The organism is Nonomuraea africana, from assembly GCF_014873535.1.
Taxonomy (GTDB): Bacteria; Actinomycetota; Actinomycetes; order Streptosporangiales; family Streptosporangiaceae; genus Nonomuraea; species Nonomuraea africana.
In genome coordinates this window covers 3,220,772-3,235,036 of record NZ_JADBEF010000001.1, presented here as the reverse complement: position 1 = coordinate 3,235,036, position 14,265 = coordinate 3,220,772, and the positions used below count along the sequence as shown (strand labels likewise).

At 70.2% G+C, this 14,265-nt stretch carries 12 protein-coding genes; 5 read left to right on the top strand and 7 right to left on the bottom strand.

Going from position 1 to position 14,265, the window contains the following annotated elements; genetic code table 11:
• Positions 1 to 44: 44 nt before the first annotated feature.
• Entirely contained in the window at positions 45 to 668 is a 624-nt protein-coding gene (locus H4W81_RS15295) for a YigZ family protein (RefSeq protein WP_192775421.1), read from the top strand.
• A gap of 30 nt (positions 669 to 698) precedes the next feature.
• Here H4W81_RS15295 and H4W81_RS15290 read toward each other — a convergent pair whose 3' ends face one another.
• Positions 699 to 1,943: an isochorismate synthase gene (locus H4W81_RS15290; RefSeq protein WP_192775420.1), complete on the bottom strand. Its 1,245-nt coding sequence runs from the start codon at positions 1,941 to 1,943 to the stop codon at positions 699 to 701.
• A 177-nt stretch (positions 1,944 to 2,120) separates the two neighbouring features.
• Between H4W81_RS15290 and H4W81_RS15285 the strand changes: the two genes are divergently transcribed.
• A complete protein-coding gene (locus H4W81_RS15285) occupies positions 2,121 to 2,951 on the top strand; it encodes an SGNH/GDSL hydrolase family protein (protein ID WP_192775419.1) in 831 nt (276 codons plus the stop codon).
• Here H4W81_RS15285 and H4W81_RS15280 read toward each other — a convergent pair.
• Positions 2,914 to 3,651 (bottom strand): HNH endonuclease family protein, encoded by a 738-nt coding sequence (locus H4W81_RS15280; RefSeq protein WP_192775418.1) that lies wholly within the window; start codon positions 3,649 to 3,651, stop codon positions 2,914 to 2,916. The two genes, H4W81_RS15285 and H4W81_RS15280, sit on opposite strands and share 38 nt — an antisense overlap.
• Positions 3,652 to 3,830: 179 nt before the next feature.
• Between H4W81_RS15280 and H4W81_RS15275 the strand changes: the two genes are divergently transcribed.
• Entirely contained in the window at positions 3,831 to 4,736 is a 906-nt protein-coding gene (locus tag H4W81_RS15275; RefSeq protein WP_192775417.1) for a S1C family serine protease, read from the top strand.
• Here H4W81_RS15275 and H4W81_RS15270 read toward each other — a convergent pair.
• The 4 genes from H4W81_RS15270 to H4W81_RS15260 all read right to left on the bottom strand — a co-directional run bounded on the left by H4W81_RS15270 (position 4,702) and on the right by H4W81_RS15260 (position 11,561).
• Entirely contained in the window at positions 4,702 to 5,988 is a 1,287-nt protein-coding gene (locus H4W81_RS15270; protein ID WP_192775416.1) for a glycosyltransferase family 4 protein, read from the bottom strand. The two genes, H4W81_RS15275 and H4W81_RS15270, sit on opposite strands and share 35 nt — an antisense overlap.
• Before the next feature lie 118 nt (positions 5,989 to 6,106).
• Positions 6,107 to 9,166, bottom strand: a complete 3,060-nt coding sequence (locus H4W81_RS15265) for a S41 family peptidase (protein ID WP_192775415.1) — start codon at positions 9,164 to 9,166, stop codon at positions 6,107 to 6,109.
• Positions 9,167 to 9,235: 69 nt separating this feature from the next.
• Complete coding sequence (locus tag H4W81_RS48640) at positions 9,236 to 9,367, bottom strand: hypothetical protein (RefSeq protein ID WP_264083167.1); 132 nt, start codon at positions 9,365 to 9,367, stop codon at positions 9,236 to 9,238.
• A gap of 73 nt (positions 9,368 to 9,440) precedes the next feature.
• Positions 9,441 to 11,561: an intein-containing Rv2578c family radical SAM protein gene (locus H4W81_RS15260; protein ID WP_192775414.1), complete on the bottom strand. Its 2,121-nt coding sequence runs from the start codon at positions 11,559 to 11,561 to the stop codon at positions 9,441 to 9,443.
• Between the two features lie 133 nt (positions 11,562 to 11,694).
• On the opposite strand from H4W81_RS15260, the gene H4W81_RS15255 reads away from it, so the two are divergent.
• Both H4W81_RS15255 and H4W81_RS15250 read left to right on the top strand, forming a co-directional pair.
• Positions 11,695 to 11,985: a DUF3040 domain-containing protein gene (locus H4W81_RS15255; RefSeq protein WP_192775413.1), complete on the top strand. Its 291-nt coding sequence runs from the start codon at positions 11,695 to 11,697 to the stop codon at positions 11,983 to 11,985.
• A gap of 227 nt (positions 11,986 to 12,212) precedes the next feature.
• Positions 12,213 to 12,971, top strand: a complete 759-nt coding sequence (locus H4W81_RS15250) for a class I SAM-dependent methyltransferase (RefSeq protein WP_192775412.1) — start codon at positions 12,213 to 12,215, stop codon at positions 12,969 to 12,971.
• 138 nt (positions 12,972 to 13,109) lie between these two features.
• Here the strand turns inward: H4W81_RS15250 and H4W81_RS15245 are convergent, their stop codons facing one another.
• Positions 13,110 to 14,264, bottom strand: coding sequence for an alpha/beta hydrolase family protein (locus H4W81_RS15245; RefSeq protein WP_192775411.1), 1,155 nt, complete (start codon positions 14,262 to 14,264; stop codon positions 13,110 to 13,112).
• Between the last annotated feature and the right edge of the window lies 1 nt (position 14,265).

The following is a 14,265-nucleotide window of genomic DNA, read 5'->3' as shown; positions in this document are numbered from 1 at the left end:
GATGTCCGAAATGCTCTACTTTGTAAAGGCGGTAGCCTGGGTCGGTGGCCCTCCCGTACCTCACCCTCAAAACCCGCACCGAGCACGAAACCGAGGTCAAGCGGTCACGGTTCATCTGCGCCATGGCCCCGGTGCGGAGCGCCGAGGAGGCGGCGGAGTTCATCGCCGAGCGGCGCGCGCTGCACCCCGGCGCCACCCACAACTGCACCGCCTACGTCGTCGGGCAGCGCCTGCAGAAGGGCGACGACGACGGCGAGCCGGGCGGGACGGCCGGCACGCCGATGGTGCAGGCCCTGGTGGGGCGCGGTTTCAACGACGTGGTCGCGGTGGTGACGCGCTACTTCGGCGGCGTGCTGCTGGGCGCGGGCGGCCTGGTCAGGGCGTACGGCTCGGCGGTGACCGAGACCCTCGATCGGGTCGAGCCGGTGCGGATGGTGCCCGCCAGGCTGGTGCGGGTGTCAGTGGGGCACGAGCTGGCCGGCCGGTTGGAGAACGACCTGCGGGTGTCGGCCTATCCGGTGCGGGAGGTGGCCTACGGGGACAAGGTGTCGTTCTCGGTCGCGGTGGGGCAGGACGAGGTGGCCGCGTTCACCGAGTGGGTGGCCACGCTGACGGCGGGCCGCGCGGTGGTCGGCCTGGGTGCGGAGATCCACGCCCCCGAGGGGTGAGATCTCCGCGTGGCCGTCGTGGCGGGGGCTCTAGCCTTCCAGGGCGTACTGCATGACGCGGAACTTGGTCTGGGCTTCGGCCAGTTCGGCGGCGGGGTCGGAGTCGCCCATGATGCCGCAGCCGGCGAACAGCCTGGCGCGGCGGCCGTCGACGATGCCGGAGCGCAGCGCGATGCCCCATTCGCCGTCGCCGTAGGCGTCGATCCAGCCGACGGGTCCGGCGTAGCCGGAGCGGTCCATGCCCTCGAGTTCGCGGATGAGCTTGATCGCGGTGTCGGTGGGGGTGCCGCCGACGGCGGCGGTGGGGTGCATGGCGGCGACGACGTCGAGGACGGAGGCGCCGTCGTCGAGGGTGCCGGTGACGTGGCTGGCCAGGTGCTGGAGGTTGGGCAGGACGAGGAGTTCGGGTTCGTCGGGCACGCTGAGGGTGGCCGACAGGGGGGTGAGCGCGTGGCGGACGGAGGCGATGGCGCACTCGTGTTCGTGCCGGTCCTTGGCGGAGGCGAACAGGGCGGCGCCGCGGGCGACGTCGTCGGCGGGGTTGACGCCGCGGGTGGTGGTGCCGGCCAGGACGAGTGACTCGATCTGCTGTCCTTCGCGGCGGATGAGGAGTTCGGGGGTGGCGCCGACCAGGCCGGCGACGGAGAAGGTGTAGCAGTCGGGATAGCGGGTGGCCAGGCGGGTGAGCAGGAGGCGGATGTCGATGGGGTGCTCGGCGGTGGCGGTCAGGTCGCGGGCGAGCACGACCTTCTCGAGTTCGCCGTCGCGGATGCGCTGGGAGGCGCGGGCGACGATGCCTTCCCAGGCGGGCGCGGTGAGGCTGCCGTCGCCGTAGCTGATGCGGCCTGGGTAGGTGATCGGGGTGATCTCCTGGCCGAGGGTGGGCCGGCCGATGGTGGTGAGCCAGGCCTGTCCGTGGCGGCGGGTCAGGACGGTCTGGGGGACGACGAGGGTGGAGCCGGGGGAGTTCTCGTCGAAGGTGAAGGTGCCGAAGGCGACGGGTCCGCGGCGGTGGCCGTGCTCGTCGGTGGTGTGCTCATCGCTGGTGTGGGCGTCGGCGAGGACGGAGTTGAGCCACTGGCGGGCCCAGGCGAAGCGGCCGGGGCCCGGTGGCACGGTGACTTTGGCGGCCTCCCCCCATCCGGCGAGGCCCTCGCCGTTCCTGATCCACGCGTAGGGGGCGGTGGACGGCAGGCGGGAGAGCAGGTCGCCGGGGTCACCGATCGGGATGGTGCGAACCGGCAGAGGGCGGGTTATTCCGAGCGCGACACTCACTCAAGACATGCTATGCCGGAGCTGAACATGTTCGATTCGGGCCCCTGCCCATTGTCCGCCTTGGGATCAAAAATCAGACATGGAGTTGGATAGGTCTTATCTTGATCATGTCAAGCCACGATAGGAAGTGGGTCCTGGTCGTGGCCTTGGCGGGTGACGCTCCCTACCTTAAGGGCCATGATCCGTCACGTGCTCGCCGCTGTCGTGCTGGTCTCCGGGTCGGGTTCGGTGGCGGGGGCGTCCTCGCTGGAGCCGCTGCCGGGGGTGATGGCGGCGTTGGGCGACTCGATCAGTGCGGGGTTCAACGCCTGCGGCTGGTACGTCTCGTGCACGTCGCGTTCGTGGTCGGCGGGCGACAACGCGCAGGTGCGCAGCCATTACGTGCGGCTGGCCGAGCGGGGTCCCGCGTTGCGGGGTCACAACCGCAACTTCGCCGTGCCCGGTTCGACGAGCGCCGATCTGATGGGGCAGGTGGACAAGGCGGTCGCGGCGAAGGCGGCGTATGTGACGATCCTGCTGGGCGCGCAGGACGCGTGCGTGCGCACGGAGGCGGCGATGACGCCGGTGCCGGTGTTCAGGCGGCGGGTGGAGGCGGCGCTCGGCAGGTTGCGGGCGGAGCTGCCGGAGGTGCGGGTGTTCGTGGCGAGCATTCCCGACCTGCGCAGGTTGTGGCAGGTGGGCAAGGACAACGCGATCGCGCGGACGTTCTGGGGGCTGGGGCGGATCTGTCAGGCGATGCTGGCGAATCCGACCTCGACGAAGCGGGCCGACGTGCAGCGGCGGGCGCGGGTGCGGGATCGGGTGCGCGACTTCAACAGGGAGTGGGCGCGGGCGTGTGCGGCGTTCGGGCCGCGCTGCCGTACCGACGGGGGTGCGGTGTTCTCCTACCCGTACACGCTGGCGCAGGTGAGCAAGTGGGACTTCTTCCATCCCAGCAGCGACGGGCAGCGGATTCTGGCCGAGATCACGTTCAGGAATGGGTTCGACTGGTCGGACGACACACTCTGATCATGGTGGTGCGGTCGGCCTTGGTGACCGGCAGCGCGTACTTGAGTGCCACCTGGGCGAAGCGGACGGCGTAGGCGCAGTGGACGCGGCGCTGGGGCGGCAGCCATGAGGCGGGGCCCGAGCCGCCTTTGGCCTCGTTGGTGTCGCCGTCGACGGGCAGCAGGTTGAGCGGGTCGTTGGCGAAGCGCAGGCGTTTGGCGGCCGTCCAGCGGTTGGCGCCCATGCGCCAGCCGTAGGACAGGGGGACGACGTGGTCGACCTGGATGTCGTCGGCGTGTCTCTTGCGCCAGGCGATGGTGCGTCCGGTGTAGGGGTCGTCGAGGTTGAGCGCGACGACGTCGCAGGGGGAGCCGGCGCGGTAGGTGAGGTCGTGGCCGTCGCGGGCGAGCAGGTCGTCGCGGGTGCGGCAGCCGTTGCCGGCGTAGGGGATGTCGGCGGCGGTGTCGGCCCAGTTGTCGCCGTAGCGGCCGCGGGTGTAACCGGTCTTGGCGCCCATGCGCTGGACCTTGAGTCTGCCGATGAGGTCGCGGGCGGCGGCTCGGTCTTGCGGGGTGGTGACCGGGGCGAGGCCCGGCCTGGTGCCGTCGGGGTTGTCGAGGGGCGTGGCGGTGGCGGTGGCGGGCGGTTGCGGGTTGTTGCCGAGTAACGCGGCGAGGAGTACGGCGGCTGCTAAGACGGCGATCGCGTCACGAGTGCTCAAGTGGCGCCTCCCGCTCGGGTGTTTTCCCGCCGCGGGGAGGTTTGACACCGGGACGGAATGCTGTGGTGATTGCGGTGGTGGGGCTCGCCGCCCTCGCGAGGGTGCGAGGACAACCGCGATCGCGCTCGGGTGACGGGCGAGTTACCGTGTAATCGTGTAATTCACTCGGGAGGTCTCGTATGTCCGATCCCCTCGACGCCTACTCCCGTACCGTCTCCTCTGTCGCGGCCGAGCTGCAGCCGAAGGTGGCCGGCGTGCGCGCGGGCAGGGGGAGCGGGTCGGCGGTGGTCTTCACCGCCGACGGCTTTCTTCTGACGAACGCGCACGTGGTCGGCTCCTCCAGGTCGGGAAGCGTGGCCTTCGCCGACGGTTCGGCGGGCGGCTTCGTGCTGGTGGGGCGCGATCCGCTGTCGGATCTGGCGGTGATCAGGGCGCAGGGCGCGACGCCGGAGCCCGCGGTGCTCGGCGACAGCGACGCGCTGGTGGTGGGCCAGCTGGTGGTGGCGGTGGGCAACCCGCTGGGTCTGGCGGGGTCGGTGACGGCGGGCGTGGTCTCGGGGCTCGGCCGTTCGCTGCCGGTGGGCGGGCGGCTGATCGAGGACGTCATCCAGACCGACGCGGCGCTCAACCCCGGCAACTCGGGCGGAGCGCTGGCCGACTCCAGCGCCAGGGTGGTCGGGATCAACACGGCGGTGGCGGGGGTCGGCGTGGGCCTGGCCGTACCGGTGAACTCGACGACGCGCTCGATCATCGCTGCGCTGATCAGGGACGGCAGGGTGCGCAGGGCCTATCTCGGCCTGGTGACCTCGCCGGCGCCGCTGCCCGAGTCGCTCGGAGAGCGGCTGGGTCAGCGGCGGGCGCTGCGGGTGGTGGAGGTGGTGAGCGGCTCGCCGGCGGCCAGGGCCGGGCTGCGGGCCGGCGATCTGGTGGTGAGCGCGGGCCGCAGGCCGGTGGGTGACGCGCAGAGCCTTCAGCGGCTGATGTTCGCCGACGCGATCGGTCGGCCGTTGCCGATCACGGTGATGCGCAACGGCGCGCTCGTGGACGTCATCACTGAGCCGGTGGAGCTGCTGGAGTGGGCTTGACGTAGGTGCCGTTGCGGCGGGCTAGGAGCTCCTCCAGCAGGGCGTCCCAGCGGGCGCCGATGGTCTCGACGTCGTAGGTGGCGGCGGTGGCCAGCGCGCCCTCGGACAGGCGGTGGCGCAGCTCCTCGTCCTCGATGACGCGCATGATGGCGGCGGCGAGGTTGGCGTTGGTGCGCGGCTTGACCAGCAGCCCGTCGACCTCGTCGGTGATCATCTCCTTGGGGCCGTGGGGGCTGTTGAAGCTGACGATCGCCAGCCCCTTGGCCATGGCCTCCAGGATGGTCATGGGGAAGCCCTCGTGGCGGGAGCTGAGCACGAAGATCGAGGCCTTCTCGAGCTCGCCCGCGACGTCGGAGGACGGCCCCGGCAGCTCGACCTTGCCGTCGAGACCGGCCTCGGCGATCTGGGCGCGCAGGTTGTCCTCCTGTGGTCCGGCGCCGAGGATGCGCAGTTTCCAGTCGGGGTGGGCGGCGGCGACGGTCTCCCACGCGGTGATGAGGCGGTGGAAGCCCTTGAGCTTGGTCATCCGGCCGACCGCGAGGACGACCTTGTTCTCCAGCTTGGAGATCTCGCCCGGCATGGGCGGCACGGCGTTCGGGATGCGCAGCAGCCTCTTGGGCTTGCGCCGCAGGGTCTCGCGGTAGTCGCGCAGGTCGGCCTTGGTGAGGGTGACGAGCGCGTCGAAGGAGCGGTAGCGGCGCTTGATCAGCTCCTGGACGGGCTCCGGCTGGCCCTGCAGGGCGACGTGCTCCTGGCCGATGGTGATGACGCTCGGCAGGGCGAGCTGGGCCAGCGCCAGGTTGAGGCCGGGCCTGGTGGCCATGATGACGCCGGTGTCGATGGAGCGGATCCATCGGGCCAGCTGCAGGTCGGTCCACACGTTGAAGCGGTGGTAGGCGGCCTCCTGCGGCGGGATGAGCTTGCTGGGCATCTTCGACAGGCGCCTGCGCAGGCCCGTCCTGGGGGCGAGCCGGTCGTCGAGGAAGCGGAACTTGACCCGGGGGTCGATCGGGAAGAACGGCTCCTCGGCCTCCTTGAGGATGGAGACGATCTCCACGTCGCGTCCGGTCGAGGCCAGGTAGCCGGCCAGGTTGAAGACCGTCCTGATGGTGCCGCCCATGCCGTGGGCGTGCAGGAGCAGGATGTGGATCTGGTCGATCGAGGGCGGTGGCGCCGAGCGGGCGCGCCTGCGGTTGTTGGCTTCATAAAGCCGGTAGACGGCCGCCTTGCCCTTGCCTGCCAGTGCACGCACTCTGGGGGTCCCCTTCTCGCCCGCGTCCGAGTTCACGCGTCGTCTGTCCCCGTGGCGCGTTCCCCCGCTTACGACCTTTAGACGCTTAAACTGGGGTGAAGGTTGCAAAGTCTGAACGTCAGCTGTGAATGATCCTTTTCAGTGCCAGGTCAATAGCCGTTTCGAGCTGGGTGTCGACGCCTTGGACGTAGTGCTGGGGGGTGATGTCGACCTCGATGTCGGGATCGGTGCCGTAGTTCTCCACTTCCCTGTCGCCCTCGATGAAGGTGAAGGAGTACTCGGGCTGGGTGGTGAGGGTGCCGTCGGCCAGGCGGTGGCGCGGCCAGATGCCGATGACGCCGCCCCAGGTGCGCTTGCCGATCAGCGGGCCGAGGCCGAGCAGTTTGAAGGTGTGGCTGAAGATGTCGCCGTCGGATCCGGCCCACTCGTTGGTGATGGCCACCAGCGGGCCCCTGGGCGACTCGGGCGGGTAGGGCTCGGGCTCGCCGCGGCGGGGGTGGTCGTAGCCGAGCCGGCGGCGGGCGAGCTTGTCCAGCAGGAGCGCGGAGATGTTGCCGCCGCCGTTGAAGCGCACGTCCACGATGAGGGCCTGGCGGTCGTACTCGGCCAGGTAGCCGCGGTGGAACTCGCCGAATCCCTGGGTGCCCATGTCGGGGATGTGGACGTAGCCGACGCGTCCGGCGCTGCGCTGGTGGCAGCGGTCGCGGTTGTGGTTGACCCAGTCGCGGTAGCGGGCGGGCTGCTCGTCGGCCAGGGCGCGGACGGTGGCGGTGAAGGTGCGCTCGTCTCTGCGCAGGGTGAGCAGCACCTCCTGGCCGGCCTGGTTGACCAGCGCCTGGTTGGGCGTGGTGCTCTCGTCGATGGGCATGCCGTTGACGGCGAGGACGGCGTCGCCCGGCCGTACGTCGAGGCCGAGCCGGTTCAGCGGCGAGGTGGCCTCCGGATCCCAGCGGTCGCCCTGGACGATGTGCCCGATGTGGTAGTGGCCGTCGTGGTAGTCCCAGTCGACGCCGAGCTTGCCCTGGCTGTAGTCGGGGCCGGGACGGTACTCGCCGCCGATCTCGTAGGCGTGGCTGGTGCCGAGCTCGCCCTGCAGCTCCCACAGCAGGTCGGAGAACTCTCCCCGGGTGGTGATGCGGTCGACCAGCGGCAGGTAGCGGTCGTAGACGGCCTGCCAGTCGAGGCCGGCCATGTCGGCCGACCAGAAGTTCTCCCGCTGCAGCCGCCAGGCCTCGCGGAACATCTGCCGCCACTCGGCCTCGGGGCTGAGGGAGACCTTGACGCGGCCGAGGTCGATCCAGCCGCTGCTCCTGGAGGGGTGGTCGTCGTGCTCGGGGATCTCGCCCGCCTTCAGCAGGCGCAGGCGATCGCCCGACCGGTAGAGGAGGCTCCTGTGGTCGGCGGCGAGCTGGAAGTCGCTGACGTCCTCGGCGAAGGTCTCGTTCTTCTGTTTGTCGAAGTCGTACAGGTGCAGCGTGCCGTCGTGGGCCTCGATGGGGCTGGAGAGGATCAGCACCTTGTCCTTCAGCCCCGCCAGCCGTTCGTAGCGGCCCTCGGGCAGCGGAAAGGCGGTGATCCGGTACGGCAGGTCGGCCACGTCGATCGTCAGCTCGCCCGGCTCCTCGTCCTCCTCGTCGTCCTTGGCGGCCAGCGGTCGCGCCTGGGGCACGAACGGGGAGGGCACGTCCTCGCGCAGGGCGATGGCGTAGGGGCGGGTGCCGAGCGGGAAGCCGAGGTCGAACTGCAGCGCGTCGTAGACGGGGTTGAAGACGCGCTGGCCGATGAAGTAGAGGTAGCGGCCGTCGGGGTCGAAGGCGGGGCCTGAGTCCTTCAGCACCGGGTGGGTGGCGTCCACCGTGCGCCCGGTGGGGACGTGGTGGAGTTTGATCGCGGTGTGCTGGCCGCTGGTGGGGCTGACGTAGGCCAGCCAGTGGCCGTCGGGCGACCAGGCGGGCTCCTCGACGGCGGCGTGCGGGTTGGTCTCGACCAGCGTGGTGGTGCGCGCGGCGAGGTCGACGACGTGCAGCTCGTGGCGGTGGTTGGTGACGGCGATCAGGTCGCCCACGGGGGCGGCCACCAGGTCGGTGACGCGGCCGGTGTCGAGATGGTCGAGGCGGGTCTGGCGCCTGCCGTCGAGCAGGACGAGGACCTCGCGGTCGCCCTCGTCGCTCGCGGCGGCCACCAGGCTGCCGGCGCCCGTCCAGGTGAGGAAGCGGTAGCGGACGCCGTCGACCTCGCCGTGCTGCTGGACTGGGCCCTCCCAGCCGGCGAGGGTGTAGGCCTTGCCGCGGGTGGTGATGGCCAGTTCGCTGCCGTCGGGGCTGGGGGCGGCGCTGTCGAGGTAGTCGGCGGCCTCGACGAACCGCCTGTTGCGCTGGGTGCGGGAGCTGGCCAGCAGCACCTCGATCTTCCTTGACTCGCTGCCCGGCTCGAGCACGTAGAGATCGCCCGCGGCGTGGTAGACGAGCGTGTGCCCGTCGCTGGAGAGATTGCGGGCGTAGTAGTCGGCGTGGTGGGTGTGCTTGCGCAGGTCGCTGCCGTCGGGAGCGCAGGAGTAGACGTTGCCCGTGCCCTCGTGGTCGGACAGGAAGCAGACCCTGTCGTCGCTCCAGCACGGCGAGGCGAGGTTACCGGGCAGGCTGATCAGCCGCCGCCAGTCGCCCTGACCCGAGGGGTCGATCCACAGGTCGCCGACGGTGCCGCCCCGGTAGCGCTTCCACCGGGCCGGGTCGGCGGTGTTGCGGCCCAGCACGATCATGTCCCGTGGCCCGTGGCTGATGCTGGTGGCCGGGCCGTACGGCAGGCACTCGGGCACGCCGCCGGGCAGCACCCTGTGCAGCCACTTCTGCCCCTCGAACGGCTGGCGCTCGTCGCTGGCGTACAGCACCCTGCCCTGTGGATCCCAGCCGGTGACCGTGCAGCGGGCGCCGTGGAAGGTGACGCGCCTGGCCGCGCCGCCGCCCGCGGGCATCACGTACACCTCTTCGGGGCCCTCTTCCCTGCCGACGAAGGCGAGCTGGTCGCCGCGCGGGGAGAAGCGGGGATAGGCGGCCTCGGCCAGGCCGGCGGTGAGGCGGAAGGCGCGGCCGCCCTGCGCGGCGACCATCCAGAGGTCGTCCTCGGCGGCGAAGACGACCACGTCCTTGAAGATCGCTGGAAAGCGCAGGTAGGCCGTCATGCTCCACTCCGTGATCAGGCAGCCGGATCGGCCTCCGGCTGCCTGATCATGATCCCACCGGCGTCAGGATTATTCCGCTTCCGGTTTGGTGGTCGACTCCCGCTTGGTGTTCTTGGCGTTCTTGGCGGCCCTGGTGGCCTTGATGGTCGCCTTCTTGGCCTTGCCTGACTTGGCGACGGGTTTCTTTCCCTGCTCTGCCATGGATCTTTCCCCCGTGGTGTCGGCCCGCATATTCGGGCATCACGCCACTTAATACCCATGTGGCCTCTTAATCTCACAGAAGGGATAGTTGTTCGGGCTGGGGTGGCTGGTCCGGCTGGATCCGCCAGGAGGGCGTCCGCCCGATGCCGTACTGCCTGGCCAGCTCCCTGACCTGGGTGCTCACCCGCTCCTGGTAGGACTTGGGCGCGTAGGCGCCTCTGCCGTACAGCTCCAGATAGCGCGGCACCAGGCGCGGGTGCTCGCGCGCGAGCCACCCGAGGAACCATTCGCGCGCCCCCGGCCGCAGGTGCAGCACGATCGGCGTGACATGCGTCGCGCCCGCCGCGGCGATCTCCCGCACCGTCGCCTCCAGGCGGTCGGGAGAGTCGGACAGGTAGGGCAGGATCGGCGCCATCAGCACCCCGCACGGGATGCCGCTGTCGGTGAGCCTGCGACAGGCCTCCAGCCGTCTCCTCGGGTTGGGGGTGCCGGGCTCGACGGCTCGCCACAGCCCCGCGTCGACGAAGCCGACCGAGACCGCCGTGCTCACCTCGGTCACCCGCGCCGCCGCCTCCAGCAGCGGCAGGTCGCGCAGGATCAGCGTGCCCTTGGTGAGGATGGAGAACGGGTTGGCCGCCTCGGTCAGCGCCCGCAGGATGCCGGGCATCAGCTGGTAGCGGCCCTCGGCGCGCTGGTAGCAGTCGACGTTGGTGCCCATCGCCACGTGGTGCCCGCCCCAGCGCGGCGTGGCCAGCTCCTTGCGGGCCAGCTCGGCGGCATTGACCTTCACGATGATCTTGGAGTCGAAGTCGTGGCCGGCGTCGAGGTCGAGGTACTCGTGGGTCTTCCTGGCGAAGCAGTTGTGCGAGACGAGGCCGTCGGCGATGAAGTCGCCGGTGCCGGTGGTGATGTCGTACATCGGCACGTCGACGCCGAGCGGCTCGACCGACAGGACGCGCACGTCAGCCGCCGACTCGACGGGCGCGCCCTCGATGCCGTGCGGGTCCGCGCTCGCCGGATCGACGGTGTGGAGGAAGCGCAGCCGCTCGGCCGCGCCCCCTTCCAGGGTGATCGAGGCGGGGTCGCGGTCGAAGGCGCCCGCGAGGAACCCTTTCAGCCATCCCCACGACGGCCGGGCAGGGAGCCCTCCGGCGATCTCAAGAGTCCCGTCGCCCTCCTCGACCGACCCAGCGCCCTCGATCGTTCCGCCGCCCTGGGCAGGCGCATCGGGGCGTGCTCGCTCGACGTCGGTCGGCGTTCTCCCAAGGGCGAGGCCACCCATCTCCAGGAGGACGTCGGTCGGCGTTTCCCCGAAGGCGACGCGGTCACCCGTCTCCAGGAGATCGAGGCCGAGCCCCAAGTCGTCGAGGAAGGACCGCACACGGTCGGCCACCCCTCCGGGGACCGCCCCGACGGAGGCCGCCCCTTTGGAGACCGCGCCGCCAGAGACCGCCCCACGGGGGATCACGCGAGGTATCGCACCGAGGGAGACCGCCCCACCGGATATTGCGCCGAGGGAGATCGCGGCGCGGGAGATCGCTCCGACGGAGGCCGCTCCGACAGAGGCTGCGACGCTGGGGGTCGCGCTGTTCGGGCCGAGGACTGCGAACAGGTAGCCGCGCCGGTAGTCGTCGTCGTATTCGGGTGGCTCGGCGAAGCGCCCGCCGCCGACCAGGCGGTCGCCGTCGCCCAACGACGGACGCCCGACGTCGCCCGTCACATGCTTCCAGCCGCGTGCGGTCAGGAAGCGATGCTCGCCGCTGGCCACCAGGCGGGTGCCGTCGGCCAGGGTCACCCGGTGCGCCGCCTTCACCGTCGACCAGTGGTCGAGCACCTCGGTGACCACGTATCGCCGGCGGCCGCCGACCAGGCGCGTGCCGTAGATCCGGTCGCCTGCGCGCAGCTCGGCGATGGGTCTCGTGCGCCCGTCGGCCATGAGGACGGGCGTGTCGCCGGCCAGGCAGTAGGAGCACGCGTGGCTGCAGCCCCGGTAGGGGTTGATGGTGTAGGAGAAGGGGACGCGGCTGGCGGCCGGGACCTTGTTGATGATGGATTTGGCCTGGATCTCGTAGAAGGTCATCCCCTTGAACTCGGGGGTGTCGAAGGTGCGGGCCACCGCGCCGCGCGCGAACAGCGGCACGGCGGGATCGTCACCGCTCGCGTCGTCGGCCAGACGCAGATTGTCCCAGCGCATGGCATGATTAGAACGCAGGTTCGATAATGATCGCAACGGGAAAGAGCCTGCAATTACCTTCCCTTGGAACGGATAATGATCTTCACGGTTGGGCAGTAATCGGGGCACAGAGCTTGCGTTCCGGAGGTGCACCATGGCCTGGTCGCAGGACGAGGAGCGGTTGCTGGCCCAGATCGAGCGCCACCTCGTCGACGAGGACCCACGGCTCGTCGCCCGGCTGGAGTCGTTCAACGACCGTGTGCGCCGAAGCGAGGAGTCGGAGCGTCGGCGCGAGGCCAAGGCGAACGGCGAGAAGCCCGCTCCGCGCCGCCGTCCGCGCCGGTCGACCGTCATCATCATGGTCAGCTGGCTGCTGATCGCCACCCTGGTGGCGACGCTGCTGCTGCTGGTGCTGCGCCACGAGGCCGCCGCCCTGGCCTTCTAGTTCTTCACGCTGACGCGGAAGGACCTGGGGTTCATCCACAACCTGGGCCGTGTCGGCGGGCGCGGGCCTGAAGCGCGGTTGGGGCCGGCCGTCCAGCTGTGCACGTTGCCGTGGTTGAGTCAACGCGATCCCTTGCGGCATGACGCGACGCCGCATATCGTCCCGATGTATCAAGTCGATATATCGGGCCGACGGTTCGCCGTAGCCCGGCTCACGCGGGAGCTGTGATGAGGCGGATCGACTACGACACGGAGCAGCACCAGGACTACGCGCGTGGCCGTGCGCTCACCGAGCAGCAGTTGCAGGCATGGATCAGCGCCTTCGGAGCGGTGCTGCCCGAGCGGCGTCCGCTGGAGGGGCTGGACGTCGGCTCAGGGACGGGCAGGTTCACCCCCGCGCTGGCGCGAGCGTTCGGGCCAGTCACCGGCGTCGAGCCGTCGGTCCGCATGCGCGAGATAGCGCAGGCGCAGTCCCAGCATCCCGGTGTGCGGTATCTGGCAGGCTCCGCCGAGGACATGCCAGTGCCGTCCGGCAGCGCCGACTACGCTCTCATGTTCTTGTCCTGGCACCACGTGCAGGGCAAGCCGCGGGCGGCCCGGGAGCTGGCCAGGGTGCTCAGGCCCGGCGGGCGGCTGCTACTGCGCGCGAATTTCAGCGACCACCATCCCAGGCCGTGGTGGCTGGAGCACTTCCCCCGCGGCTTTGAGGTGGACGCCTCGCTGTTTCAGCCGCTGCACGAGGTCATCGCGATGTTCACGTCGGACGGCTGGCGCGTTGCCAGCTTCGGCACGGTTACCCAGCCGTCCTTCGGCACCCGCGGTGACATGCTCGAACGGCTGCGCCTGCGCACCCTTTCGTTCTTCGCTCACCTCAGTCCCGACGAGCTGGAGGTCGGCTTCCGCCGCCTGGAGCAGGCTGTCGCCGCAGATCCCGGCGCACCGGCGCCTGTGTTTTCTGAGCCGCTACTCACGCTTGAACGGCGCTAGTAATGCCAACGGCGCCTCGTTGACCTGCGTTGCAACGAATTATCCGGGACGCGACCACGGGCGGCCGGCGGCGTTGGAGGCGTCCTACACCTATCTGCGGAAGTTCACCCCAAGGTGCCGGCCACGATCGGCGGGGCCTCAGGATTGACCGCAGGTCGCAGGGCAGAACTTGACCTCGGGGTACTGTGATGACGGCTTGTCCAGGAGGGGCTGCCGCTGCGACTTCAGGTGCTGGTCGAGGAAGGCTGCCACGTACGTGCGGGCGAGCTCGGCGGAGCGTGCCGCGGGCAGAATGCCGGCGGGGGGCCTGATGCCGAGGGTGCCCGCCAGCAGCGGGCCGTCGGTGAAGGACTGGTGTTCCGCGCCCGACAGCACGAGCCAGCGCTTCCACCCGGTCAGCAGCTTCCAGTCGCGGTCCCACGAATTGTCGCGGCCGCCGGGGATGTGCTGGGGCGAACCTATGAACATGAACGGCCGGGAGAACCCGCTCTTGGGGATCCGGGCGTAGGTGGTGCCGTCCATGTCGATTCCGGCGCGCACACGGGAGTCCTTCGCCATGGCCGCCATGGCGCTGGCCCCGCCGATCGACTGGCCTGCCATCGCGATCCTGGAGCGGTCGATCAGGCCGGAACCGTCCCATTTTGATGGCAACTGGTCGAGTACGAAGGAGACGTCGGCCGCCCGGCCCTGAACCACCCCCGTGCCGAAGCCCGGGTCGGTGTCGCTGTCGCAGGCGATGCATTCGGCGACCCGCCCGTCGGGGAAGGTCGTGGCGTAGCTCTCGTAGGTGTGGTCGATCCCGGCCACGACGTACCCTCGGCTGGCCAGATCTTCGGCCAGGGACGTGAGCGTGCTCATCGGATTGGTGAAGCCGGGGGAGAGCACCACCAGCGGAAGCTTCCGCCCCGTGGGTTCGGCGTCTTTGATGGCGTTCGTGCGCGTCTTGCTCAGCGTGTCGTCCGGGACGCCCGCGATCCCATAGCGCCTCATGGCGAGCTCCGATTCCTTCGGCGTCATGTACGGCGCGCGCTGCCCGTCCCGCTGCTTGGTCGGATACCACAGGGTGACCTTGAGCTCCCTGGCGTCGACGTCGAGGTTCCACGGATCGGGGCGAGAGGCGTCTTTCAGATACAGGGCGGTGGTGCCGACCGGATGGGCGCCGGTGGGGGCGGGCAGGGTGGCGGGGCCGGTCGGCGTGGCCGACGGGGCGGCGGAGCGGGGCGGCGTGGGCGTTGAGCAGGCGGACGCGGCCAGGACGGCCAGTCCTGCGGCGGCTGCCAGGATCTGTCTCATC